The sequence below is a fragment of the Flavobacterium sp. genome, from assembly GCF_040379285.1.
In the GTDB taxonomy this organism is placed as follows: Bacteria; Bacteroidota; Bacteroidia; order Flavobacteriales; family Flavobacteriaceae; genus Flavobacterium.
This window is the reverse complement of the sequence record NZ_JBEILJ010000001.1, coordinates 58,920-84,709: the sequence shown is the minus strand read 5'-3', so window position 1 is coordinate 84,709 and position 25,790 is coordinate 58,920. Positions and strand designations below refer to the sequence as shown.

Here is a 25,790-nt window from a genome sequence, read left to right as displayed (position 1 = left end):
ACTAAAAATTAAGGCGTCCGAAAGGAATCCCTAACGGAGCAATAGCGTTATGATTTTGTAATTTTGATTTTGAGAATAATGGTATGGCTTAGCCTTTTAGTGTCTCTGCGGCTTTCAAAACCACTTCCTTCAATTCGTTTTTGTAATCAACAATTTTCTGAAGGATTTCCGGATGTTGACTGCCTAAAATTTGTGCGGCCAATATTCCGGCGTTTTTAGCACCATTCAAAGCTACCGTTGCCACAGGAACGCCACCCGGCATTTGTAAAATAGAAAGTACCGAATCCCACCCATCAATGGAGTTGCTGGATTTAACGGGAACGCCAATAACGGGCAGCGGACTCATAGACGCCACCATTCCGGGTAAGTGGGCTGCGCCACCGGCACCTGCTATGATGACAGTAATGCCGCGGAGGTGGGCGTTCGAACTAAAATCCACTAATTTTTCAGGTGTGCGATGTGCCGAAACAATATCAACTTCGGTCGAAATCCCGAAGGATTGTAGAATATCTATGGCTTCTTGCATAACAGGCAAGTCGCTTTTACTTCCCATGACGATGGCTACTTTCATGTTGTGATAAATTGTAAATTGTATTTGTTGTATGATCGGATACGAAGGTACAATTTATTAGTAATTGATAAAAGTTTGATGCCGCTAATCCGGAAACATTTTATTCAACAACTTCTTGATTTCCTTCAAACCGTTGCCGCCTAGGAGTTCGTTGATGAACAGTACTTCACCATTCGGATCGATTAAAATGTTGGTGGGGTAAAAGTTGATGTGAAATTGATTGATGGTTTTGCGATCGTTCGGTATGATCGTGAGTTCCAACTCTGTTCGTTTTAAAAATTCAGTGATCAATTTCTTTTCATTATATGTTACCGCAAAGAAAACGATATTTTGGTCTTTGTACTTTTCTTTCAGTTTGTTCAAATCGGGCATTTCTTCAATACAGGGTTTGCATTGGGTGAACCAAAAGTTAAGAAAAATGGCTTTCCCTTTTAAATCCTCCAACGTATAGGTTTTACCTTCCATATCGGTTAAGGACAGTTCGGTAAGTGTCGATCCGATCAATTTTCGACGGTTTTTTCAAAGTCTTTTTGCTTTTGCCGAAATTGATCGTTGCGCAATTTTACGTCTTCTTTCGATAGGTATTTTAGCACTAAAGAGGCTTTGTTTTGAAGCGTATCGGCATAAAAAAGGGTGGTAAACGGTTGGTCGTGAATCGTTTTATTCAGTGAATCCAACTTTTTCAAAGGCAACTCTTTGCCATCTGGTAAAAAGAGTTGGGTTTTGGGACGTTTTTTTTGTACAAATTCAAAGTAGGTGGTGCGATCCAACGCGATTTGTCCCGCAGGAATAAAGGTTTTTTCTTGAGCAAAAATGAACTCAACAAACAGAAAAGTAAATAGGCAAATAATTTTCTTCATAAATTTTTAAACGAAAAAGCGATGGATTTGTTGTCTGGTTATATGAAAGTCACACTGAACCCTGCCCACTGATTACCCGTATACTATTCTTCACTTCTTCTGCCACACGACGTGCCTCTGCCATATTTGCATTGACAATCGTCACGTGGCCCATTTTTCGGAACGGACGGGTTTCGCGTTTGCCATAAATATGCGGCGTTACCCCATCAATCGCCATGATTTTTTCGATGTTTTCATAGACGACTGGACCCGAATGTCCTTCTGCACCGACTAAATTCACCATGATGCCGGCGACTTTACTCTCGGTATTGCCCAAAGGTAAATTCAAAATTGCACGCAAATGGTTTTCAAATTGCGACGTATAACTCGCTTCAATGCTGTAATGTCCCGAGTTGTGTGGGCGAGGGGCGACTTCGTTGACCAAGATTTGGTCGTCCTGGGTTTGAAACATTTCCACCGCCAATAAGCCTACATGTTGAAACGCTTCCGAAACTTTTAGGGCGACTTCTTGCGCTTTTTGTGCGATATCAGCCTCAATTCGCGCAGGACAAATCACATATTCTACTTGATTGGCTTCCGGATGAAATTCCATTTCCACCACAGGATAGGTGCGAATTTCTCCCGAAACCGAACGGGCCACAATGACCGCCAATTCATTTTTAAAATCGACCATAGCTTCGGCTACACATTCTACATCGGGAAGTTCCCGTAAGTCAAAAGCAGAGCGGCAAATTTTAACCCCGTTGCCGTCATACCCTCCGGTGGCTGCTTTCCAAACAAAAGGGAAGTCGAGCGTGTCGTTGGCCAGCGCTTGACGTAAAGCGTTTAATCCCACAAATCGCTGATGCGCCGAGGTAGGGATGTGATGTTGTACATAGAAATCTTTCTGTTTTCCCTTGTTTTGAATTAGACGAAGCGTTTTAGGCGAGGGATACACGGGAAGTCCTTCCGATTCCAATTGTTCCAACGCTTCCAAATTGACGTTTTCAATTTCAATTGTCAACACATTCACCATTTTCCCAAATTTGTACACCGTATCGTATTCCAACAAACTTCCTTGGTAAAAAGCCGAACAGCCAAAACGAGAGGGAGCCTCCGCACTGGGGTCTAATACTAAGGTTTGGATGTCAAATTTACGTGTGTCCGAAAGGAGCATTTTGCCCAATTGACCTCCGCCTAAAATGCCCAATCGGAAATCAGAAGAGAAGTAATTCATAGCGTTGTGTTGTTTGTGCAAATATAGTATTTCTGAAGTTTATTAAGTCCCTTCCCCCAAGACTACTTCGTTATCGGTTTGCCAAACGATGTAGCGTTTCCTTTAGCACAAACCGCATTGCTGGCGAGGGATTTTCCCACTCGCGTGACAACAGTAGTCGAAGTTCATCATGGACCCACGGATATTTTTCCCCCAAACGAAACAACGCCCGAAGCGCATAAGCTATCGTAGCCACTTTTGCCTCCCGAAAGATAAAATCGAGACAGCCTTCAATGATTTTTTCCTCGTGAAAAGAGGGCAAAACAATCTCTTTTTGAGTCACCAAAAACAAACAAATCTTCGAAGCCGGTCGCACAGCGGGATCCAAAGTCAATTGCGACAATGTATTGCAAAATTCATCCAAATACGGAGCGAGCAAGGCTATGCGTTCTTCGGCCACCAACTCCAAAATCCACAACGCTTTGTAATGGTGTTTGTCTTTAGGGTTGCAGCCCACTGCCACAAGAAGAGCCAAAAATTCGGGCGACTCAAAAGCACGCATTTTATAAAAATCTCGTGTAGCTCGATACGCTTTGATGGAGGCGATTTGGGAGTAGTCATCGGGATTCATGACGTAAATATATCAAATTTGCAAATTTTACGAACGAGTTGATTTTTAATAGGTTTTAGTTGTTAAATTTGCAGCTTATTCCCAAGCCCAACACCTATGATTCATTTACACGATAAAACGTTTGAACCCTTTATTGCCTCGGAGGAAATTGACTTTGCCATTCAAAATATGGCCAAGCAAATGGCAGATGATTTTTTTGATGAGGTTCCTGTTTTTATCGGAGTACTCAACGGTTCTTTTATGGTGATGGGTGATTTGATGAAAGCCTATCGCGGGATGTGTGAAGTGAGTTTTCTTAAAGTGAGTTCCTACGAAGGCACAGAAAGCACCCATGACGTAAAACATTTGATTGGGTTGAATGAAAATCTTGAAGGAAGAACCGTGGTAATCGTAGAAGATATTATCGATACGGGAACCACCATTGTTGCTTTAAAACAACTATTGAAACAACAAAAAGTGAAGCATTTGAAAATTGCAACCTTGTTTTTCAAACCCGAAGCGTATCAGCAAGAGGTAAAAATCGATTACATCGGTATCCGTATTCCCAATAAATTCATCGTTGGCTATGGATTGGATTACAACGGTCTCGGACGTAATCTACCCGATGTATACCAATTGGCTCTGTAGTCAAATAATTTAACGTCCAACGACTAACTTCTAAAGTCTAAAACCTAAACTTCAATACCATAATGATTAACATTGTTCTTTTTGGGAAACCTGGCGCTGGAAAAGGAACCCAAGCCGAATTTTTGAAAGAAAAATACAACTTGACACACCTTTCTACAGGGGACATTTTTCGGTATAATATCAAAAACGAAACCGAATTGGGGCAATTGGCCAAAACCTACATGGATAAAGGCGATTTGGTACCCGATGCGGTAACCATTCAAATGTTGCAAAGCGAAGTGGGAAAAAATCCTGATTCCGCTGGGTTCTTGTTTGATGGTTTTCCTCGTACTATCGCGCAAGCCGAAGCGCTTGATGCTTTTTTAGCGTCCAAGGGCGAGTCCATTCGCGCCACCGTAGCCTTGGAAGCCGACGATGAAATTCTCGTAGCACGCTTGTTGGAACGCGGTAAAACCTCAGGCCGTCCCGACGATCAAGACGAAGAAAAAATTCGCAACCGCTACCAAGAATACAACGAAAAAACAGCGCCTCTTATGGCGTATTACCAAGCCCAAGGAAAGTTTTATGCGGTTGATGGAATAGGAAGTATCGCCGAAGTTACCGCCCGTTTAAGTGCTGTATTGGATACTTTTTAAATAGGAAACCGTTGAATGTTAGCCGTAATTCAATAATTTTTAAGATATTTGTACACCAGAAAAGAGCATTTTCGGACTTCGGGACGAAGGCTCTTTTTTTGTGACAGCCTATGGAAATACTGATTATTCTCTTTTTAATCCTACTCAACGGGGTCTTTTCGATGTCGGAAATTGCCTTGATTTCGGCGCGCAAAAACCGATTGGAAACGGCGGCTAAAAAAGGTAATTCCAATGCCAAAGCCGCGCTTGATCTCGCCAATTCTCCCAACAAATTCTTGTCCACGGTGCAAATAGGGATTACCCTAATCGGCATTCTTACAGGGATTTACTCCGGCGAGAAAGTAACCCAAGATGTACAAGATGCCATTGCTGGATTTCCAGTTATAGCACCCTACTCCGATTCCTTGGCAACCATTGTCGTGGTCGTAGTACTCACATTTTTCTCCCTAGTGTTGGGCGAATTACTGCCGAAGCGTATTGGTCTTAATTTCCCCGAAGGCATCGCCAAAGCCGTGGCCGTGCCCATGAAACTCGTGTCCAAAATCACTATGCCGTTCGTCTGGTTGTTGACTACTTCCACCGAGGCGCTTTTGAAACTGTTTCAAATCAAACCCACCGCCGACGGGAAAGTCACCGAAGAAGAAATCAAAGCCATCATCAAAGAAGGTACCGAAGTGGGGGAGGTGCAGGAAATTGAACAAGATATCGTGGAACGTGTTTTTCATATTGGTGATCGTAAAGTCAATTCCCTGATGACCCATCGCAATGATGTGGTCTACCTCACGATGGAGGATACATTTCCTGAAATCAAAGAGAAAATTCTCAACGAAATGCATTCCGTATACCCCGTTTGCGAAGACAACCTCGATGAAGTGAAAGGCATTGTATTGCTCAAGGATTTGTTTGTGGGATTGGAGCAAAAAGATTTTAAACTCACCGAAATCACGCGCGAAGCCACGTATTTGATCGAACATACATCGGCTTACAAAGCACTTGAAAATTTTAAAACCACCAAAAATCACCAAGCCCTCATTGTCGATGAACACGGAATTTTCCAAGGAATTATCACGCTCAACGACATTTTAGAAGCCTTGGTGGGCGATGCATCCGACTTTGATGAAGACGAATACCAGTTGGTGGCTGAAGCCGATGGCACCTGGACCGTCGACGGTCAATATTCACTGCATGATTTTCTCACCTATTTTGATATGGACGACCTGATTGGCGATTACGAAGTGACTACCGTCAGCGGTCTTATTACCACCGAAATGGGATATATTCCCAAACAAGGGGAACTCCTGATTTGGAATAAAATGCAGTTCACTATTTTGGAAACCGCAGGCGCCAAGGTCGAGAAGATACGCGTTGCCCCTTATGTGGCCGATTACTAGGAGCAAGCACCCCACAACCCGATCAAGCCCCTTCCCGTGATTGCCTATATCCCCGAAAATCGGGGGATGCCGGCGCTCCCGGGGCTAGAATACACGAATTGTTTTCAACAGGAACACCTAACCATGTTCCCAATCCAGCCCGAGTGCAAAACTACAGGCTGACCCAATACCAAACCCATGACAGAAGGAAATTTTGTAGACTATGTAAAGATTTATGTGAGCTCTGGCAAAGGAGGCAAAGGGTCTACGCATTTACATCGTGAAAAATTTATCGAAAAAGGCGGTCCCGACGGCGGTGACGGCGGCCGTGGAGGTCACGTGATCTTGCGCGGCAACAAAAACTTGTGGACACTTTTTCATTTGAAATTTACCAAACACGTAAAAGCTGGCCACGGCGGCGATGGCGGAAGTAGCCGAAGCACCGGGCATGACGGCGAAGATAAAATCATTGAAGTCCCCCTCGGAACGGTCGTCAAAGACCAAGAAACCGAAGAAGTCTTGTTTGAAATCACCGAACACGGGGAAGAAAAAATCGTAGCTCGAGGCGGTAAAGGAGGGTTAGGGAACTGGCACTTTCGCAGCGCCACCAACCAAACCCCACGCTATGCCCAACCCGGGATGCCCCCCGAAGAGCACGATGTGATTCTCGAATTAAAGGTCTTAGCCGATGTAGGATTGGTCGGTTTTCCCAATGCAGGAAAGTCGACGCTATTGTCGGTGCTCACTTCAGCCAAACCCAAAATAGCTGATTACCCTTTTACAACCTTGAAACCCAATCTTGGTATTGTAGCGTATCGCGATTTTCAATCGTTTGTTATGGCCGATATTCCCGGAATTATCGAGGGAGCAGCAGAAGGGAAAGGGTTAGGACACTATTTTTTACGCCATATCGAGCGTAATTCAACTCTCCTATTTCTTGTGCCCGCCGATGCCGATGATATCAAAAAAGAATACGATATTTTATTGGATGAATTGCGACGCTACAATCCCGAGCTTCTCGACAAAGAACGCTTGTTGGTGATCTCTAAAAGCGATATGCTCGATGCCGAACTCCAAGCAGAGATGAAGGTGCTATTGGATCGTGACTTTCAACAGATTCCGTATTTGTTTATTTCTTCGGTAGCACAGCAAGGCTTGCAAGAGCTGAAGGATACACTTTGGAAAATGTTAAATTCCTAAAAATAACACGGAAGAATTGTGCTTATTACTTTGATTTAAAGAAAAATAGGCTACATTTGCTAAATTTTATAAATCAATAAGGCTATACCACTAAAAATTTAAATTACACTTTATGAAATTACGATTACTTTTCGCTTTGTGTATCGCACAGTTTGGATTTGCGCAACAACGCACCTGCGGTGTCGATGCCTACATGGAAAAATTAATGGCCAATCCGGTAATGAAACAGCAACACCAAGCGTTGCAAGACCGTTTTGAGACCGAGTTACGTCGTTTAGTTACCGAACAACTAGAAGGACGTTCCAGCTTAGCTACACAAGCGGCGCCCAATGTAACTATTCGTATTCCTGTGGCAGTTCACTACCCAACGGTTGCGAATAATTCTTCAGAATCATTGAAATCATGTTTGCGCGCATTAGCTCAGACGCAGGTAAATATTTTAAATGCCGACTACAATGCGACCAATTCTGATATCTCATTGTGGAGCAGTGCTAGCTCATTTTATCCCAATACCAATGTGGGAAGTATAGATGTACAGTTTATTATTGCAACCCAAAACCACCCTGCTGTTTCAGGATTGACCAATGGAACATTGGCGGTAACTTTCGGTACAAACTTCTTGGCCTCAGGAAATATTGGTTGTACCAATGGATGTAATCAAGATTCCACATGGGCGGGTTACATGAACCTAGTAGTTAGAAATCTTAACGGTGGTATTCTAGGGTTTTCACCGCTAGGAGGATCGCCTGGTCAAGGAATGACCGTAGTGATCGATAACAATTCTTTTGGCGCAACAATGATCACTACTCCAACTACTTGTTCGGGTTATGTGCCTCAAGCTCCTTACAACAGAGGGCGGACATTAACCCACGAGTTGGGACATTTCTTCAACTTAGCACATACGTTCCAGTCCTGTGATGGATCCAACTGTTTAACCTCAGGTGACCGAGTTTGTGATACGGAGTCGACAAATACTCCAGAGTATGATTGCTTACCTGCAGGGGATGTAGCGAGTCCTTGTACTGGTAATCCTCAATTGACCATGAACTATATGGATTATGTGCAAGATGCTTGTATGTATATGTTCACCGCAGGGCAAGCTACACGCATGACCGCATGGTACAATACTATTTCTTCACAGTTCAACATGAATACGTTAGGCAATGAAGAAATTTTGAAAAATCAATTCACTTTGGCTCCCAACCCAAGCAACGGAACATTCTCCGTTCAGTTTGCCAATCCTATTGCCAATTATACCTTACTAGTATATGATGCTACAGGTCGCGTAATAGTGGATGAAGAACAAGTAAATAATAGTGAATTGGTTCGTACGATCACCTTACCCTCTGCTCAAAAAGGAGTGTATTTTGTGATGTTACGTACACAAGACGGTATCGCAACGAAGAAAGTTGTTGTAGAATAAAAATTTTCTTAAAACCATTGAAGAATTGTAAGTAAATCCGTTTATTTACAATTCTTTTTTTATTGCATAATTACAAACAAACAATCATGAAAAAACTAGTACTTACGCTGCTTTCGGCAGTGCTTCTAACCCCTTTCTCACTCAAAGCCGATGAGGGAATGTGGTTCTTAATGTTTATCGAACGGTTGAATCACCGCGATATGCAAAAAATGGGACTTCAGCTTACCGCTGAGGAAATTTACAGCATTAACAACCATAGTTTAAAAGATGCTATCGTGCAATTTAACGGAGGTTGTACCGCCGAGGTAATCTCCAAAGACGGTTTGGTATTAACCAACCACCACTGTGGATATGATGCTATTGCAGAATTGTCCTCGGCAGAGAAAAATTATTTGAAAGACGGCTACTGGGCTGCCAATAAAAAAGGAGAATTAAAACCTTCTAGTTTATTTGTGCGCTTTTTTGTTCGTATGGACGATTGTACCAAACGAATTTTAGGGGTAGTCAATGATAAAATGACCGAAGCAGAACGCGAAAAAGCAATCAACGCCGAAATCGCAAAAATTGAAAAAGAGAATAACGAAGGGGGTAAATATGTAGTTTCTGTTCGCTCGTTTTTCCAAGGCAATGAGTTCTACTATTTTGTATACCAAGATTATAAAGACGTCCGTTTGGTAGGAACTCCTCCAGAGAGTTTAGGAAAATTTGGTGGTGATACCGACAACTGGGAATGGCCTCGTCATACCGCTGACTTCTCTATGTTCCGTATCTATGGCGATGCCAATGGAAATCCAGCGGAATATTCTGAAAACAATATGCCTTTAAAACCCAAACATTATTTACCTGTAAATTTAGGGGGAGTGAAAGAAAATGATTTTGCCATGATTTTGGGTTATCCCGGTCGAACCAACCGCTGGATGCCTGCCGGAGGAATTGAGCAAAATGTGAAGTTTGCCTATCCAGCTTGGGTAGAAGGTGCCAAAACAGGAATGGATAATATGAAAAAATACATGGATCAAAGCGCTGCTTTAAATTTGATCTATGCCTCCAAATATGCTTCTACGGCCAACTATTGGAAAAACCGTCAAGGAATGATTGATGCCTTGACTAAGTTTGAAACCGCCAAGACCAAAGCTGCTCAAGAAGCTAAATTCAACAAATGGGCCAACAAAGCCGAAAACAAGGCAAAATACGGTACCGTTGTAGAAACCATCAACAAATATTATGCGTTGACCAATGAGAAGTCACGTCATGATAATTATTTACAACAATTGTTACGTACCTCCGGAATGGGAACCATTTCTCGTAGTCTTGGACGTCAATTGGAAAACTATGCCAAAGCCGATGCGGCCAAACGCAGTCAAATGTTGCCAATGTTAACCGAAATGGCGGAAGAAATGTATAAAGAAATGCATATTCCTGCCGAGCGTGATATTTTAGCCGCTCAATTGGCGTTATATGCTACCAAAGCGCTAGGGTATCCTATGGCGCCAATGGTGAAAAAGATTGGTGAGGCTAATAATAATAATTTTACGAGCTATGTCAATGCCGCTTTTGACATGTCAATTTTCGGTTCGTTAGACCGCGTAAAAGCGTTTTTACAGTTTCCTTCTGAAGGACAATTGACCAACGACCCTTTATATGTGTTGTCTTCTGATTTAATCACGCACTTTAATTCCAAATCGGATGAAATTGCCAAAGCGCAAAACGACTTTGGAGCGGCTTTCCGTTTGTTGGTAGATGGATTGCGCGAATCCAAAATTGCTACTATTAAATATCCTGATGCTAATTCAACCTTGCGTTTGACCTATGGAAAAGTTCGTTCTTTACCCGCCGACAAACGCAATGATGCTACCATTAACAATTACACCACTTTGGCTGGTCAGGTGAAAAAATACAAGAAAGGCGATGCCGAGTTTGATTTACCAGCACGCATTCTTGAAATGAACGCCAACAAGGAGTTTGGTCGTTATGCGGATAAAGATGGTTCATTACACGTGAATTTCTTGACAGATAATGACATTACAGGTGGTAATTCAGGTTCTCCTGTATTGAACGGGAAAGGTGAATTAATCGGATTGGCTTTCGACGGTAACATTGAAGCGATGGCAGGAGATGTTATTTTTGATAAAAAATTACAACGCACCATCAACGTAGACATCCGCTACGTGTTATGGGTTATCGAAAATTTTGCTGGAGCGAAACATATCGTAGATGAAATGACTTTAGTCAAATAATTTCCCATAAAATAATATGAAAACTCCGGTCAATCGCTGGAGTTTTTTTATTTTTGAGAACGAAGAAGGAGCTTATGAAACGTTGCATGCAAATTGTATTTTTATTGTTTTCATTAGGAATAATGGCGCAATCGGATTTTGAAAAAGGGGAGCAATGGTTTAAAGCCCAAAAATGGGAACAAGCCAAAGTTTGTTTTGAGAAAAGTTTGCGCGAGCAATCCAATGCACCAAAGACTATAGAATATCTTGGCGATATCGCAGGAAAGCAAGAAGATTGGGACGCTGCAATTGATCGTTATGGTACGCTAAAAAGTCGTTTTCCCAACAATGCCAACTATTGGTATAAGTATGGTGGTGCTATGGGAATGAAAGCCAAATCCGTTAATAAGTTTAAAGCCCTCGGCTTGATTGATGACGTAGAAGCTGCCTTCCTCAAAGCGGCTCAATTAGATGCTAAACATGTCGATACCCGATGGGCTTTGGTGATGTTGTATCTGGAATTACCGGGTATTCTCGGTGGCAGTGAAAATAAAGCCATTAAATATGCCAACGAATTGATGGGCATTTCCAAAGTTGACGGCTTTATGGCCAAAGGATACATTGATGAGTATTTTAAACGGTACACCAAAGCCGAAACGCATTATTTGAAAGCGCACGAAATAGGACATTCCAAAACAACGTATCAAAAACTTTATCATTTATACCAATACAAATTAAAAAACACCGAAAAGGCCCGAAAATTAAAAGAAGTATTCGAGGGGTAACGGTCCAAAACATATGCGAACACATTTTATAGCGATAGGTGGTGCAGCGATGCACAATTTGGCTTTAGCCCTTCATCAAAAAGGAGCTGAGGTGACAGGAAGCGATGATGCTATTTTTGAACCTTCTCTATCACGGTTACAAAAAAAAGGCTTACTGCCCGAAGCCATGGGCTGGTTTCCCGAAAAAATAACCTCCGATATCGATGCCGTGATTTTAGGAATGCATGCCAAAGCCGATAATCCAGAATTACTAAGGGCACAAGCGTTGGGGTTAAAAATTTACTCCTATCCCGAATTTTTGTACGAACAATCCAAACATAAAACCCGTGTGGTCATTGGAGGTTCGCATGGTAAAACGACCATAACTTCGATGATTTTGCATGTGATGCATTTTCATAATATTCAAGTGGATTATATGGTTGGTGCGCAGTTGGAAGGTTTTGATACGATGGTTCATCTCACCGAAACCAATGATTTTATCGTTTTGGAAGGCGATGAATATTTGTCTTCTCCTATCGATCGCCGTCCTAAATTTCATTTGTACCAACCCAATATTGCCTTGCTATCAGGTATCGCTTGGGATCATATCAATGTTTTTCCCACTTTTGAAAACTACGTGCATCAATTTGAAATTTTTGTAGATCAAATCACTCAAGGAGGAATTTTGATTTATAATGAAGAAGATGCCCACGTGAAGCAAGTCGCCGAAGGAACCCAAAATACCATTCGTAAAATTCCGTATCAAACAGCTAGTTATGCAGTGAAAAACGGAAAAACCTTGTTAGACACCCCCGAAGGTCCTATGCCTATTGAAGTATTTGGCGCGCATAATCTAAATAATCTTGCTGGAGCCAAATGGGTTTGCCAATGTATGGGTGTGGATGAAGCCGATTTCTACGAAGCTATTGCCACTTTCAAAGGCGCTTCCAAACGATTGGAAAAAATTGCCGAAAGCACGACCAAAGTCGCCTACAAAGATTTTGCGCATTCCCCCAGTAAAGTTGCAGCTACCACCAAAGCGGTTAAAAACCAGTATCCCGATCGCAAATTGGTGGCTTGTCTGGAATTGCATACCTACAGTAGCTTAAATGCTGCGTTTTTAAAAGAATATGAAGGTGCTTTAGATGCCGCCGACGTTGCCGTGGTGTTTTATTCTCCCGATGCGGTAAAAATTAAACAATTGGAAGAAGTCACCTACGAACAAATTGCGCATTCGTTCAAGCGAAATGATTTGATTATTTATACCAATCCCGACGAGTTTAAATCGTTTTTATTTGCCTACGATTTAGATCACACGGCCTTGTTGCTCATGAGTTCAGGGAATTATGGTGGACTCCATTTTGATGAGGTGAAAGGATTGATTGAATAAAGAAAGCTCCGATCTTAGGTCGGAGTTTTTTATTTGCCCTCATAGCGAAAATGCCCTACCATAGGGTATTTAAACAAGCATGCTTCGATAATTTGTCCTCCGCCAATGTTGTGCACGATCATAGGAATACCCTCTTTTTTGATGTGGGTAACAATTCCTATATGGGGAAGTTTTCCATTTACCAACCAAGTTACGATATCCCCTGGTAAGAAATCTAAGTGGTTGTTGCTGAGTGCTATTTTTTTGCCTTTGCGACTGAAAAACACTTCCAAGTTGGGAACACGTCGGTGATCTATGTTTTTATCCGTAGTTTTCAACCCCCATTTTTTTACATTGGGATATAGCTCAAAATGGGCCTTCATGTCCTCATGCACTTCCTTCTGCAAATCAATGTTACATTTTCGAAAAGCGCGAATCACCACATCGGTGCAAACACCAGTTTTCGGAGGTACATCGCCTCCTGGGTAACGAAGCGCCACATAATCGGGAGTGTAGACTGCCGAAGTATCGATGACTTGCAACGCGGCATTGGATACCTTTTCGCCAAAATTTTTAGGAGAAGCAATCGGTTTTACTTCAATTAAGTCGTTCGAAGAAGTACGTTGCGTTGCCTTGATTTTTTTGGGCGAATGTTGGCAGGAAAAAAATAAAAGGACGAATAGAAATATATAATTCATAAGATACTTTCGGTGAAAACGAATTGTATTTCTCTTTTATTTTGTCTTTCCAAAAAAATACCCGAATTTCGTTATTGATTTTAAAGCCAATAGTTTATGTATACTCCAATTTCCCAATGGGCTGAAGATGATCGGCCGCGAGAAAAATTTTTACTCAAAGGCAAAATGGCCTTGTCCGATGCCGAATTATTAGCTATTTTATTGGGGTCAGGTTCCCGAAACGAAAGTGCCGTTCAATTGGCGCAACGGATTCTAGCGCATTCCCAAAACAATCTGAATACGCTTGGTAAACAAACGATAACGCAACTCATGGAGTTTCGCGGTATCGGTGAGGCCAAAGCGATTACGGTAGCGGCTGCGCTCGAACTCGGAAGACGCCGAAGGATGGAGGAAGTCAAAGATAAAGTGAAAATTACGTCGAGTAAGACGGTTTTCGACATCATGCAGCCTCTCATTGGTGAGTTGGCCCACGAAGAGTTTTGGGTGTTGTATTTAAACAACTCCAATAAAATTATTCATAAAGCGGTATTGTCCAAAGGGGGAATTACCGGAACCGTTGTCGATATTCGTTTAATTTTCAAATCGGCATTGGAAAACCAAGCAACTTCGTTAATTTTGAGCCACAATCATCCATCGGGGAAATTGCAAGCTAGCGAAGCCGATCGGGCCATCACCCAACGGTTAAAAATTGCGGGCCAACATTTGGATATTTTGGTTTTGGATCATGTAATCATTACAGAAACCGGATATTTGAGTTTTGCCGATGAAGGAATTTTATAAAGGTGAAAGGAATTACCGATATTTTTTTTGATTTAGATCATACGTTATGGGATTTCGAACGGAATTCCGCTTTGGCTTTTGCGTCAGTGTTGGAGGAGTTTGACGTTGATGTTCCGCTGGCTGATTTTTTAACGCATTATGTGCCGTTAAATCGTTGGTATTGGGAACAATATCGCAAAGATTTAGTTACCCAAGCGGAATTACGATACGGACGGTTGAAAGAAACCTTTGACCGTTTGGATTATACCATTTCTGATGTATTTATACATGAAATGTCGGAGGCGTATATTCAAAACTTGCCTTTGAACAATCATTTGTATGACGGGGCATTAGATCTTTTGGAGTTTTTGAAACCGCATTATAAACTTCATATAATTACCAATGGATTTCAGGCGGTACAGGATAAAAAAATAAAAAATTCGGGGATTGAGCCTTATTTTCATACCATTACCAATTCGGAAACAGCGGGTGTTAAAAAGCCCCATCCGAAAATTTTTCAAGTAGCCTTAGCCGCTGCGCAATGTACGCCCCAACAAGCCGTGATGATAGGGGATTGTTTGGAGGCCGATGTGCAAGGGGCGCTCGATGTGGGAATGCAAGCTATTTTTTTTAATGAATTCAACGTAGTGGTCCCAGAGACCATCCCTCAAGTAACCGATTTACACGAATTAAAACCGATTTTTTCTTATGCATAAATCCGTATTCTTTCTTTGTCTCATTGGACTTTTATCGATAGTTCCCCTGCAGAGTCAGGTGATTCGAATTCCTGAAAAGTTTGATTTCATGAGTTCCCCCGACCAATACGGGATTAGTACGCTTTTGCGCTTGTATTTTGAAAAATATCAATACCAAGGGGTAATCATGACCGATGTGACCGAAAAAGCACTCTCCAAAAAAATAGCGCCCAATGAATATGGAGTGATTATCAAAAAAAAGAGTAATTTTTTTATCACCCGAATGCAAGTAGTCATCTTGGATTACGAAGGCAACGAAATTGCCGTTTCCCCCGAAGGGACGAGTCGCGAAAAAGAATTTCGTTATGCTTACATCGAGGCTATACGCGCTGCTATGGATCAATTTACAGCTTTAAAAAATCGCACTCTTTTAACGACAACTCCAACCGAAAGTAAGCCCACTACCTCCACACCAGAGCCTCAAGCCATTCTTGAGGGAAAGGCGCCGCTGCCCGAACGAAAAGTTACCGTAGAACAGTACTTGGAGGCGCGAACTCTTTCGGCGAATTCGATAGGTTTGTATAAACAGAAGGGTTTAACTCCAACTTTAGTGCTTTACAAAACAAGCTCACGGGATTGTTTTATGGTTACCCAAAACGATGCGCCCAAAGGAGTTTTACTGTACCGCAATCAACAATGGTTTTGGGAATATTATGAAGAGAATCAACTTCGTATAGTTCCGCAGTATATTGCGGGATTGTAATTAATACCCGTATTTGTCGTTCCAACGGTTTTGTAAAAATTTACGCAGTTCGTTTTCCCGCGCGTTATTCCCGGGTTCGTAAAACTTTGTTTCTTGAATGGCATCGGGCAGGTATTCTTGTTCGACAAAGTTATTGGCATAGTTGTGCGCATAAGCATAGTCTTCGCCATAGCCCAACTCTTTCATTAACTTGGTAGGGGCATTGCGCAAATGCAACGGAATGGGTAAATCGCCGGTTTGTTTCACCAAAGCTTGCGCTGCACCAATAGCCATATAACTCGCATTACTTTTGGCAGAAGTAGCCAAATAAATGGCACATTGGCTTAAAATGATTCGGCTTTCAGGATAGCCAATGGCGGTCACGGCTTGAAAGGTGTTGTTGGCCATGATTAATGCCGTGGGATTGGCGTTACCAATATCTTCACTCGCCAAAATGAGCATCCGACGGGCAATAAATTTCACATCTTCACCGCCCTCGAGCATGCGCGCCAACCAATATACGGCACCATTCGGATCACTACCCCGAATGGATTTGATGAAGGCTGAAATAATGTCGTAATGCTGTTCTCCCGTTTTATCGTACAATACCGTGTTTTGTTGCACTAACTCCAACACTTTGGCATTGGTAATTACAACTTCATCACCAGGAGTGGCATTCACGACGAGTTCAAAAATATTGAGAAGCTTCCGTCCATCACCGCCCGATAAGCGCAACAAGGCCTCGTGTTCTTCTATGGTGATTTTTCGTTGCGACAACTGCGCATCAATTTTCATCGCTCGATCCAGCAAGGCCAATAAATCCTCTTTGGTAAAAGGATTAAGAACATATACCTGACAGCGGGAAAGTAAAGCGGGAATGACTTCAAAACTCGGATTTTCGGTGGTAGCCCCAATAAGCGTCACCCAGCCTTTTTCTACGGCGCCCAACAACGAATCTTGTTGCGACTTGCTAAAGCGGTGAATCTCATCGATGAAAAGAATCGGATTTTTTGTGGTAAAAATACCGCCACTTTGTTTGGCTTTGTCAATCACTTCCCGGACGTCTTTAACCCCCGAATTAATGGCACTCAATTCATAGAACGGTCGGTCACTTTGTCGGGCAATAATTTGCGCCAACGTCGTTTTCCCTGTTCCCGGTGAACCCCAAAAAATCATGGACGGAATCACGCCACGAGTAATTTGTTGGGTTAAGGAACCTTGTGGACCTACCAAGTGCAATTGACTGATATAGTCTTCAAGTTTATGCGGGCGAACGCGTTCGGCTAAGGGTGCTTCCATATGGACCAATTTGAGTGTTAAAGGTAAAAAAAAGGACTTAAGAAGAAAATCTTTTACCAAACTCCGTGTTCTGCCATTTTAGCAGAAAACCAACTTTGGTCATATATTTGTAAAGAGTAAGTTATGAGAGACGCCCATATTTTTAAATTTACCCCTGTCGTTTGGCTGTTGCCCACCCTTTTAGTGGTGACCCTTTGGACTGTGTTTTTGGGGTTGGATTTGGCCAATATGAGTCCGAGGTTTTTGGGTATTCTTCCCCGAACGACGGAAGGATTAGTGGGTGTTATTTGCAGTCCTTTTCTTCATGCTGACTGGCAGCACCTCACAAACAACAGTTTGCCCTTGTTTGTATTGACGATGGCGTTAATTTATTTTTACCGCGATCTTTCGTTGAAAGTATTGGTCTTCGGGATTCTTTTTTCGGGGTTATTTACCTGGGCAATTGGACGACCGAATGTGCATTTGGGAGCCAGTGGACTTATTTATGTATTGGTTTCTTTTATTTTTTTTAAAGGCTTGCGCACGGGGTATTACCGATTGATGGCCTTGTCTTTTGCGGTCGTGGTGGTTTATGGCGGGATGGTGTGGTATGTGTTTCCTGAGGTCGATCCGCGGATTTCCTGGGAGGGACATTTGGGTGGATTCTTATCTGGCATGGTCATGGCTTTTGTATTTAAAACGCCCGACTATATTTCTGAATACCGATACGAATGGGAGCATCCTGATTTTGATCCTGAAACCGACCCTTTCATGCGGCGTTTTGACGAAAATGGTCAGTTTGTGAATCCGCCCAAACTAGAAGAAATCATAGTGGAATATGAAGAAGAAATGGGAACAAAAAGCATTCCCTTTCAAATCAATTATATTTACAAAAACGCCGAAGAATAAGTCCTTCGGCGTTTTTGTTTTGAACGATAAGCGGTCTATTTTAGCCCCGACCAGCCTACCGGCAGGCAGGTTGCAGCGGCATCCCCGTAACGAAGTGAAGGGATACAGCGAAAAGCGGGTGATTACTTCACGAGAAAGCAAAAGGATGATGCTCCCAATCGTTAGGAACGTTGGCGTACCACTTCGTATAAAAAGGCGCCACAGGCCACGGATACATTTAGCGAACCGATGGTTCCAAATAGCGGGAGTTTGGCTTTTTCATCTACAATTTTCAATACCGATGGGTTAATGCCACGGTCTTCGCTTCCCATGATGATGGCTACGGGTTCGGTAAAGTCGACCGCATAAAGCATATCCTCGGTTTTTTCAGTGGCGGCAACGGTTTTAATACCGCTACCTTGCAGGTAAAACACGGCGTCTTTGATATGGTCTACTTTGCAAATCGGTACATTAAAAACGGCACCAGCGGACGTTTTTACTGTATCGCCATTAACGGGTGCGGCTCCGGTTTTTGAAATAATTATGCCGTCAACGCCTGTGCATTCAGCGGTGCGGATGATGGCACCAAAGTTGCGGGCATCGCTTAGTTGGTCTAGAATCAGAAACAAGGGTTTTTTACCCGTTTCCAAAACGTTTTCAACAAGGGTTTCAAGCGATTGGAATTTGATAGGTGCAATGGTGGCCACTACACCTTGGTGGTTGAGGTGTGTCAGGCGGTTGAGTTTTTCGATAGGCACATACGTAAACGGGAGGCTGTTTGCTTTGAGCGTTTTCATCAATTCCCGCATTAAATCGCCTTGCGCTTCTTTATGCACAAAAATTTTATCAATTTCTTTACCGGCGTGAATGGCCTCAATAACGGCACGGATGCCAAAGATTTGGTTTTCTTTTTCCATGCGGCAAAGATAGGAATTCTGCCGTTGGTTTTGGGATTGCTTTTGGGGATGGTAATTTACGGTTAGAAAATGGTTTTCAAACTGATTTGCACAATCGAGTTATTCAATTTGATGGCTTGATCGTTGGTGGTTCCGTTGGCGTAGACAAAGTTGAGCAATCCGTTTTTATTGAGGAGTCCAAATCCAAAACCAATACCCAATAAATTCCCATTGATATTGGTAGTTTGGTCTTGAAAATAGCCGTAATCGAGCACGCTGTGTAGGTACAAGGTATTGCTCAAGGTGTAGCGGTATTCGCTGAGAAGTGCTGCCATAAAATTGGCTTGAAGTGTATTTTCATTGAATCCTCGTACCGAATTAATCCCTCCAAAGCGAAAAAGTTCGTTGGTTAAGTACGAGGAACTTTGCAATACAAACGTTTGGTTTCGCAGGGCAATACTGTTGCGTTTGTTCAAATAGATTTGATGGTGGAGGTTTAATTGTCCTTGAAATTGACTGTTTTTTTGTTCCAAAGCGGTTCGGGATCCCCAGCCAAGTTTTAGCGAAAGTAGGGTTTTGTCAGGAAATAAAAGCGCGTCTTCTTCGGTGTTGCGAACGGTCCAGAGCCATTGCGCTGTGAGAAATCGATTTTTAAAATCACGAAGTAAAGCGGTATTGGCATTATTGATATCGCTCGATTCCATGGCTTGATAGCCGAGGTACACCCGAGAAGCATAATTGAGGCAGTAGCCTATGTCGATATTGGTTTGTGTATTTTGAAAAGTACTGTCTTGCCGAAAAATATTGAGTTGTGCCTTTAGGGCTAGGGGTGTTTTAAAAATATAGGGTTGGTCAAACAGTATATTAAACGTACGTTGTTCTTCACCATTGCTTTTCCAATATAGATTCATCCGTTCGCCGTTGTTTAAGACATTGGTCAAACTCACATCGAGGTACCCGTTGAATACCAATTGTTGACCGTCGGAATTAGCAAATCCAAGGTAACCATCGAAGGTGTTGGCACGCACTTTTTCTAGGTAAACAAAAACCTTTGTAGAGTCGGTGGTGAATAAAATCTCGGGGTATTTGGTGGCGCGTACAAAACGAAACTGTCCTATAGTTTTGTGGAGTTTTTCAAGATTTTCTTGGTTAAATGTTTGGTTGCGAAACAAGCGCTCGAGTTCTTTTTTGTGACTGGTGGGAAACTTTTCATAGCCGTTAACTACAATCGCATTGACCTTCCTCGGTTGGCCCAACTGCACGGTAAGGGTTGCTTTTAAGGTGTCTTGCACCATATGAATGTTGGTGAGTTGAGCGGTGGCCAAAGCATAGCCGTTACGTTCCCATTTTTTTACCCACACGCCCACCCACTGGTCCCATTCTGAAAAGGGTAGCGTTACAGGTGTTTTGGGGCGAAGGGATTCGGGCAATGAGGCAATTCCAGAGCTCGCTTGAAGTTGGATCCATGGAATAAAACGACCCGCTTTCAAGGGAGCTTTAACAAGGGTGTCATTGACGGCGGTGGGCGATTCGTAGTGCGCTTCAATGTATCCCGTTTTTTGCAATTGAAGCAGCACGCGCGCCAATTCGTCTTGGAGTTTTTGTGGCGAATCGTGTTGTTTTTGATAGTTCCACTGATCGAGTAGGGTTTGGACTTTTTTTTCGGCTGTGGTAATCTCCAAATACTGTTTTTGTCCCTGGCAGAGGAAAAAGCTACAACCCAAACAAAATAACATCAGTATTCTCATCACGAGGATTTGTGGTAAAATTAACGCAAAAAAAGATGTTTCGGTATGTTTTTTTCAAAATAACGACGATAAAAAGCGCTTGAATATGTGTAAAACACAAGGCTTTATAATACAAATGGTTAGCTTGAAAAAAAATAAATAATCATGATTTTTTTTATTAAATATAATTTATACATTTGCAACCCCGTAAAATGCGGGTAAAAGTAAACATAAGTAAATTTATTATTTAAATTATGCCAACAATTCAACAATTAGTAAGAACTGGAAGAGCCAAAATCGCTAAGAAGAGTAAATCGGCTGCTTTGGATTCTTGTCCTCAACGAAGAGGGGTTTGTACGCGTGTTTACACCACTACGCCAAAAAAACCAAACTCAGCCATGCGTAAAGTTGCGCGTGTACGTTTGACCAATGGTAATGAGGTGAATGCTTACATCCCAGGAGAAGGACACAATCTACAAGAGCACTCGATAGTATTAGTGAGAGGTGGAAGGGTGAAAGATTTGCCAGGGGTACGATACCACATCGTGCGTGGTGCTTTGGATACGGCCGGAGTTAACGGACGTCTTCAAAGAAGATCAAAGTACGGAGCAAAACGCCCAAAAGACAAAAAGTAATTAAAAACTTTTAATCAGAAGAAATGAGAAAAAGACAGGCCAAAAAAAGACCGCTTTTACCGGATCCAAAATTTAACGATCAATTGGTCACCCGTTTTGTGAATAACTTAATGTGGGATGGTAAAAAATCAATTGCTTTTAACGTTTTTTATTCTGCGTTGGAAATCGTAGAAACTAAAAAGCAAGATGCAGAAAAATCTGCTTTAGAAATTTGGAAAGATGCATTAACTAACGTGATGCCTCACGTAGAAGTTCGTTCACGTCGTGTGGGTGGAGCTACGTTCCAAATCCCGATGCAAATTCGTCCCGATCGCAAGATCTCTATGGCGATGAAATGGTTAATCCTATATGCACGCAAAAGAAACGAGAAATCCATGGCGGGTAAACTAGCCTCTGAAATTTTAGCTGCTGCAAAAGAAGAAGGTGCAGCTGTGAAAAAGAGAATGGATACGCACAAAATGGCAGAAGCGAACAAAGCATTCTCTCACTTTAGATTTTAATTTTTAAGCGATGGCAAGAGATTTAAAATATACCCGAAATATCGGAATTGCAGCTCACATTGACGCTGGAAAAACGACTACGACTGAGCGTATTTTGTTCTACACTGGGAAGTCTCACAAGATTGGTGAGGTTCACGATGGAGCTGCTACCATGGACTGGATGGCACAAGAGCAAGAGCGCGGTATTACCATTACTTCGGCGGCTACCACTTGTACGTGGAATTTCCCAACCGAACAAGGTAAAAATTTACCCGAAACAAAAGGATATCACTTTAACATTATCGATACTCCCGGACACGTTGACTTTACGGTAGAAGTAAACCGTTCGTTGCGTGTATTGGATGGATTGGTTTTCTTATTCTCTGCGGTAGATGGGGTAGAGCCTCAATCAGAAACCAACTGGAGATTGGCCGACCAATACCGTGTTCCTCGCATGGGATTCGTTAACAAAATGGACCGTCAAGGATCGAACTTCTTGGCTGTTTGTCAGCAAGTACGCGACATGTTAAAATCCAATGCAGTAGCCATTACATTGCCAATTGGGGATGAAATGGACTTCAAAGGGGTAGTGGATTTGGTAAAAAACCAAGCTATTATCTGGCATGAGGAAACGCAAGGAGCTACTTTCGATATTGTTGATATTCCAGCTGAAATGGTTGACGAGGTAAAACAATACCGTTCTACCTTGATTGAAGCAGTAGCTGAATACGATGAAAACCTTTTGGATAAGTACATGGAGGATGAAAACTCTATTACCGAAGACGAAATTAACAATGCCTTACGTGCGGCTACCATTGACATGGCCATCATCCCTATGATGTGTGGATCTTCCTTTAAAAACAAAGGAGTTCAATTTATGTTGGATGCCGTTTGTAAATATTTGCCTTCACCTGTAGATAAAGACGGTATTCAAGGTATTCACCCTGATGATGCTGATCTTCCAGAAGAAGAGCAAACCAGAATTACACGTCGTCCTGATGTAACAGAACCATTCGCGGCTTTGGCGTTCAAAATTGCAACTGATCCTTATGTTGGTCGTTTGGCTTTCTTTAGAGCGTATTCAGGTCGTTTGGATGCAGGTTCTTATATTTTGAACACACGTTCAGGCAATAAAGAGCGTATTTCTCGTATCTACCAAATGCACGCTAACAAGCAAAACCCTATCGAGTTTATCGAAGCAGGTGATATTGGAGCAGCAGTTGGTTTTAAAGATATCAAAACGGGAGACACCATGTGTGATGAGAAACACCCGATCATCCTTGAATCGATGAAGTTCCCTGATCCGGTAATCGGTATCGCGATTGAGCCTAAAACTAAGGCTGACGTAGATAAAATGGGTATGGCTTTGGCGAAATTGGCTGAAGAAGATCCAACGTTTACTGTTCGTACGGACGAAGCTTCAGGTCAGACCATCATCTCAGGTATGGGAGAATTACACTTGGATATCTTGATCGACCGTATGAAACGTGAGTTCAAGGTTGAAGTAAACCAAGGTGAGCCTCAAGTAGAGTACAAAGAAGCATTCACTAAATCAGCGCAACACCGTGAGGTTTATAAGAAACAGTCCGGTGGACGTGGTAAATTCGGGGACATCGTTTTCCGTTTGGAGCCAGCCGAAGAAGGATTTGTGGGTCTTCAGTTTGTCAATGAAGTAAAAGGAGGTAACGTTCCAAAAGAATACGTTCCTGCTGTAGAGAAAGGATTCAAAGAAGCGATGAAGCAAGGGCCTTTGGCAGGCTACACTGTGGATAGCTTAAAAGTAACCTTGTTGGATGGTTCGTACCACCCTGTTGACTCGGATGCGCTATCGTTTGAAATGGCGGCTAAATTAGGATATAAAGAAGTTGCAAAAGCAGCAGCTGCAGTAATCCTTGAGCCTATCATGAAAATCGAAGTGATTACGCCTGAAGAAAATATGGGGGATATCGTAGGTGACCTTAACCGCAGACGAGGACAAGTGAACGACATGGGTGACCGTGCGGGATCTAAAGTCATCAAAGCGAATGTGCCACTATCTGAAATGTTTGGTTACGTGACTACGTTGCGTACATTGTCATCGGGTAGAGCAACTTCTACAATGGAGTTCTCACACTACGAACAAACGCCTTCTAACATCTCTGATGAGGTAATCAAAAAAGCTAAAGGTAACGCTTAATTCTTGAAAAGATGAGTCAAAAAATTAGAATAAAATTGAAATCTTACGATCATATGTTGGTGGACAAATCCGCTGAAAAAATCGTAAAAACAGTGAAAAGCACAGGTGCTGTAGTAACGGGTCCTATTCCACTTCCTACACACAAGAAAATCTTCACCGTATTGCGTTCTCCTCACGTAAACAAAAAAGCACGTGAGCAGTTCGAAGTGAGCTCATACAAACGTTTGTTAGACATTTATAGTTCTTCTTCTAAGACTATTGATGCCTTGATGAAGTTAGAGCTTCCTAGTGGTGTTGAAGTTGAAATCAAAGTGTGATAATTCACTTTTTATACCTTCTAAATGGCCGGTTTTTGCCGGCCATTTTTTTGTTTTTTTTGGGAAGTAAGCAAATAGGTGCGAAGGTCTTTTTTTTAAAGTAAAATTTTCTTTGTTCCATTTTGTTGATAACTATTTTTAAGAGTTTGCCTTCCTATTGTGCCGCTTTAAAATCAACATTGATGCGTTGGTTCCTTTTGTTTTCGGGGGCTTACAACATATTTTCACCAATTTTATTTCAGTATAATTTGTCGTTTAAAATCGGTTGATTACTTCCTGAAAAATAATTACTTAGATTATTTTGATTGATGGATTCTAATCTATATATTTGCACGCTCAAAAAAATGGCTACTTGTCATTGCTAAACAATGTTTAATTAATTAATAATTTTTATGTCTGGGTTAATTGGAAGAAAAATCGGCATGACCAGCATCTTTGACGAGAACGGGAAAAACATCCCTTGTACCGTAATTGAAGCAGGTCCATGTGTCGTTACCCAAGTCAGAACCAAAGAGGTTGACGGGTATGAAGCGTTGCAACTTGGTTTCGATGACAAAACAGAAAAGCACGCCACCAAAGCGGCCGTAGGTCACTTTAAAAAAGCGGGAACATCTGCTAAGAAAAAAGTCGTTGAATTCCAAGGTTTTGAAACGGATTACAAATTAGGTGACAACATCACTGTAGACGTTTTCAGCGAAGGCGAATTTGTCGATGTACAAGGTGTGTCAAAAGGAAAAGGTTTCCAAGGGGTTGTTAAGCGTCACGGATTTGGTGGGGTTGGACAATCTACACACGGTCAACACAACCGTTTGCGTGCACCGGGATCTGTGGGTGCTTCATCGTATCCTTCTCGTGTATTCAAAGGAATGCGTATGGCCGGAAGAATGGGAGGTCAAAATGTTAAAGTACAAAATCTTAGAGTTTTAAAAGTCGTAGCTGACAAAAACCTATTGGTGGTTAAAGGTGCGGTTCCTGGACATAAAAACTCGTATGTAATCATTCAGAAGTAATGGAAGTAAAAGTTTTAGATAGTAACGGAAAAGATACAGGCAGAAAAGTAGAACTTTCTGACGCTGTATTTGGCATCGAGCCAAACAACCATGCGGTATATCTTGATGTTAAGCAATACCTTGCTAACCAAAGACAAGGAACACACAAAGCGAAAGAACGCAATGAAGTGGCGGGTAGTACACGCAAGATTAAAAAACAAAAAGGAACAGGTACAGCGCGTGCAGGTAGTGTTAAGTCTCCTGTGTTCGTAGGTGGGGGTACAATTTTCGGGCCTCGTCCACGTAGCTACTCTTTCAAATTGAACAAAGGCTTGAAGCGTTTAGCACGTAAATCAGCTTTGTCTATGAAAGCGAAAGAGTCTAATTTGATTGTTGTGGAAGATTTCGCTTTTGAAACTCCAAGCACCAAAAAATTTCTTAGTGTATTGAATGCTTTAGGGTTAGAGAACAAAAAATCATTGTTCGTGTTGGGTGATACAAATAATAATGTATATTTGTCGTCACGCAATTTACAAGCCTCTAAGGTTGTAACTTCCTCAGAATTAAGCACTTACGGCATTTTGCATGCGAATAATTTAGTGCTAACAGAGAGTTCTGTAGCGGGAATTGTAGAAAATTTAAGTAAATAA

At 42.1% G+C, this 25,790-nt stretch carries 27 protein-coding genes; 18 read left to right on the top strand and 9 right to left on the bottom strand.

Going from position 1 to position 25,790, the window contains the following annotated elements; translation table 11 throughout:
* Positions 1 to 88 precede the first annotated feature (88 nt).
* The 5 genes from purE to ABWO12_RS00430 form a co-directional block, all read right to left on the bottom strand.
* Positions 89 to 571, bottom strand: a complete 483-nt coding sequence (gene purE / locus ABWO12_RS00450) for a 5-(carboxyamino)imidazole ribonucleotide mutase (protein ID WP_353086238.1) — start codon at positions 569 to 571, stop codon at positions 89 to 91.
* A gap of 84 nt (positions 572 to 655) precedes the next feature.
* The gene (locus ABWO12_RS00445; RefSeq protein ID WP_353086236.1) at positions 656 to 1,075 is read right to left on the bottom strand and encodes a TlpA family protein disulfide reductase; all 420 of its coding nucleotides are present in this window, start codon (positions 1,073 to 1,075) and stop codon (positions 656 to 658) included.
* Complete coding sequence (locus tag ABWO12_RS00440) at positions 1,072 to 1,431, bottom strand: hypothetical protein (protein WP_353086234.1); 360 nt, start codon at positions 1,429 to 1,431, stop codon at positions 1,072 to 1,074. Before ABWO12_RS00440 ends, ABWO12_RS00445 begins: the two co-directional genes overlap by 4 nt.
* Positions 1,432 to 1,480: 49 nt before the next feature.
* Positions 1,481 to 2,647 (bottom strand): 5-(carboxyamino)imidazole ribonucleotide synthase, encoded by a 1,167-nt coding sequence (locus ABWO12_RS00435; RefSeq protein WP_353086232.1) that lies wholly within the window; start codon positions 2,645 to 2,647, stop codon positions 1,481 to 1,483.
* 70 nt (positions 2,648 to 2,717) lie between these two features.
* Positions 2,718 to 3,257 (bottom strand): HEAT-like fold family protein, encoded by a 540-nt coding sequence (locus tag ABWO12_RS00430; protein ID WP_353086230.1) that lies wholly within the window; start codon positions 3,255 to 3,257, stop codon positions 2,718 to 2,720.
* Between the two features lie 96 nt (positions 3,258 to 3,353).
* Between ABWO12_RS00430 and hpt the strand changes: the two genes are divergently transcribed.
* The 8 genes from hpt to ABWO12_RS00390 all read left to right on the top strand — a co-directional run bounded on the left by hpt (position 3,354) and on the right by ABWO12_RS00390 (position 12,882).
* Positions 3,354 to 3,884 carry a hypoxanthine phosphoribosyltransferase gene (hpt, locus tag ABWO12_RS00425; protein WP_353086228.1) on the top strand — a complete coding sequence of 177 codons (531 nt, stop codon included), beginning with the start codon at positions 3,354 to 3,356 and terminating at the stop codon, positions 3,882 to 3,884.
* A 62-nt stretch (positions 3,885 to 3,946) separates the two neighbouring features.
* Positions 3,947 to 4,519, top strand: coding sequence for an adenylate kinase (locus ABWO12_RS00420; protein WP_353086226.1), 573 nt, complete (start codon positions 3,947 to 3,949; stop codon positions 4,517 to 4,519).
* Between the two features lie 110 nt (positions 4,520 to 4,629).
* The gene (locus ABWO12_RS00415; protein ID WP_353086224.1) at positions 4,630 to 5,910 is read left to right on the top strand and encodes a hemolysin family protein; all 1,281 of its coding nucleotides are present in this window, start codon (positions 4,630 to 4,632) and stop codon (positions 5,908 to 5,910) included.
* Positions 5,911 to 6,087: 177 nt separating this feature from the next.
* Positions 6,088 to 7,089, top strand: a complete 1,002-nt coding sequence (gene obgE / locus ABWO12_RS00410) for a GTPase ObgE (RefSeq protein ID WP_287781755.1) — start codon at positions 6,088 to 6,090, stop codon at positions 7,087 to 7,089.
* A 112-nt stretch (positions 7,090 to 7,201) separates the two neighbouring features.
* Positions 7,202 to 8,512, top strand: a complete 1,311-nt coding sequence (locus ABWO12_RS00405) for a zinc-dependent metalloprotease (protein WP_353086222.1) — start codon at positions 7,202 to 7,204, stop codon at positions 8,510 to 8,512.
* A gap of 86 nt (positions 8,513 to 8,598) precedes the next feature.
* Positions 8,599 to 10,749 carry a S46 family peptidase gene (locus ABWO12_RS00400; RefSeq protein WP_353086221.1) on the top strand — a complete coding sequence of 717 codons (2,151 nt, stop codon included), beginning with the start codon at positions 8,599 to 8,601 and terminating at the stop codon, positions 10,747 to 10,749.
* Between the two features lie 74 nt (positions 10,750 to 10,823).
* On the top strand, positions 10,824 to 11,513 hold the full coding sequence (locus ABWO12_RS00395) for a tetratricopeptide repeat protein (protein WP_353086220.1): 690 nt from the start codon (positions 10,824 to 10,826) through the stop codon (positions 11,511 to 11,513).
* 13 nt (positions 11,514 to 11,526) lie between these two features.
* Positions 11,527 to 12,882 (top strand): UDP-N-acetylmuramate--L-alanine ligase, encoded by a 1,356-nt coding sequence (locus ABWO12_RS00390; RefSeq protein WP_353086218.1) that lies wholly within the window; start codon positions 11,527 to 11,529, stop codon positions 12,880 to 12,882.
* A gap of 29 nt (positions 12,883 to 12,911) precedes the next feature.
* Here ABWO12_RS00390 and ABWO12_RS00385 read toward each other — a convergent pair whose 3' ends face one another.
* Entirely contained in the window at positions 12,912 to 13,559 is a 648-nt protein-coding gene (locus ABWO12_RS00385) for a DUF1287 domain-containing protein (RefSeq protein ID WP_353086216.1), read from the bottom strand.
* A gap of 96 nt (positions 13,560 to 13,655) precedes the next feature.
* Between ABWO12_RS00385 and radC the strand changes: the two genes are divergently transcribed.
* From radC to ABWO12_RS00370, 3 genes are read left to right on the top strand one after another with little or no spacing between them, the layout of a single operon-like run.
* Positions 13,656 to 14,339: a RadC family protein gene (gene radC / locus ABWO12_RS00380; RefSeq protein ID WP_353086214.1), complete on the top strand. Its 684-nt coding sequence runs from the start codon at positions 13,656 to 13,658 to the stop codon at positions 14,337 to 14,339.
* A gap of 2 nt (positions 14,340 to 14,341) precedes the next feature.
* Positions 14,342 to 15,034: a YjjG family noncanonical pyrimidine nucleotidase gene (locus ABWO12_RS00375; RefSeq protein WP_353086212.1), complete on the top strand. Its 693-nt coding sequence runs from the start codon at positions 14,342 to 14,344 to the stop codon at positions 15,032 to 15,034.
* The gene (locus ABWO12_RS00370) at positions 15,027 to 15,776 is read left to right on the top strand and encodes a hypothetical protein (RefSeq protein ID WP_353086210.1); all 750 of its coding nucleotides are present in this window, start codon (positions 15,027 to 15,029) and stop codon (positions 15,774 to 15,776) included. Before ABWO12_RS00375 ends, ABWO12_RS00370 begins: the two co-directional genes overlap by 8 nt.
* Here ABWO12_RS00370 and ABWO12_RS00365 read toward each other — a convergent pair whose 3' ends face one another.
* Complete coding sequence (locus tag ABWO12_RS00365) at positions 15,777 to 17,054, bottom strand: replication-associated recombination protein A (RefSeq protein ID WP_353086209.1); 1,278 nt, start codon at positions 17,052 to 17,054, stop codon at positions 15,777 to 15,779.
* Between the two features lie 123 nt (positions 17,055 to 17,177).
* On the opposite strand from ABWO12_RS00365, the gene ABWO12_RS00360 reads away from it, so the two are divergent.
* Positions 17,178 to 17,942, top strand: a complete 765-nt coding sequence (locus tag ABWO12_RS00360; protein ID WP_353086207.1) for a rhomboid family intramembrane serine protease — start codon at positions 17,178 to 17,180, stop codon at positions 17,940 to 17,942.
* Positions 17,943 to 18,103: 161 nt separating this feature from the next.
* On the opposite strand, the gene rlmB is transcribed toward ABWO12_RS00360, so the two are convergent.
* Together rlmB and ABWO12_RS00350 are read right to left on the bottom strand one after the other, a co-directional pair.
* Complete coding sequence (rlmB, locus tag ABWO12_RS00355; protein WP_353086205.1) at positions 18,104 to 18,838, bottom strand: 23S rRNA (guanosine(2251)-2'-O)-methyltransferase RlmB; 735 nt, start codon at positions 18,836 to 18,838, stop codon at positions 18,104 to 18,106.
* 62 nt (positions 18,839 to 18,900) lie between these two features.
* The gene (locus tag ABWO12_RS00350; protein WP_353086203.1) at positions 18,901 to 20,565 is read right to left on the bottom strand and encodes a BamA/TamA family outer membrane protein; all 1,665 of its coding nucleotides are present in this window, start codon (positions 20,563 to 20,565) and stop codon (positions 18,901 to 18,903) included.
* A 233-nt stretch (positions 20,566 to 20,798) separates the two neighbouring features.
* Here ABWO12_RS00350 and rpsL point away from each other — a divergent pair, with 233 nt between their 5' ends.
* From rpsL to rplD, 6 genes are all read left to right on the top strand, one after another.
* Positions 20,799 to 21,179 carry a 30S ribosomal protein S12 gene (gene rpsL / locus ABWO12_RS00345; protein WP_073361330.1) on the top strand — a complete coding sequence of 127 codons (381 nt, stop codon included), beginning with the start codon at positions 20,799 to 20,801 and terminating at the stop codon, positions 21,177 to 21,179.
* Between the two features lie 23 nt (positions 21,180 to 21,202).
* Positions 21,203 to 21,679, top strand: coding sequence for a 30S ribosomal protein S7 (rpsG, locus tag ABWO12_RS00340; RefSeq protein WP_073361328.1), 477 nt, complete (start codon positions 21,203 to 21,205; stop codon positions 21,677 to 21,679).
* 10 nt (positions 21,680 to 21,689) lie between these two features.
* The gene (fusA, locus tag ABWO12_RS00335; RefSeq protein WP_353086200.1) at positions 21,690 to 23,834 is read left to right on the top strand and encodes an elongation factor G; all 2,145 of its coding nucleotides are present in this window, start codon (positions 21,690 to 21,692) and stop codon (positions 23,832 to 23,834) included.
* An 11-nt stretch (positions 23,835 to 23,845) separates the two neighbouring features.
* The gene (rpsJ, locus tag ABWO12_RS00330) at positions 23,846 to 24,151 is read left to right on the top strand and encodes a 30S ribosomal protein S10 (protein ID WP_026710316.1); all 306 of its coding nucleotides are present in this window, start codon (positions 23,846 to 23,848) and stop codon (positions 24,149 to 24,151) included.
* A gap of 392 nt (positions 24,152 to 24,543) precedes the next feature.
* Positions 24,544 to 25,161 (top strand): 50S ribosomal protein L3, encoded by a 618-nt coding sequence (gene rplC, locus ABWO12_RS00325; protein WP_353086198.1) that lies wholly within the window; start codon positions 24,544 to 24,546, stop codon positions 25,159 to 25,161.
* On the top strand, positions 25,161 to 25,790 hold the full coding sequence (gene rplD / locus ABWO12_RS00320) for a 50S ribosomal protein L4 (RefSeq protein WP_353086197.1): 630 nt from the start codon (positions 25,161 to 25,163) through the stop codon (positions 25,788 to 25,790). The genes rplC and rplD overlap by 1 nt, the downstream gene beginning before the upstream one ends.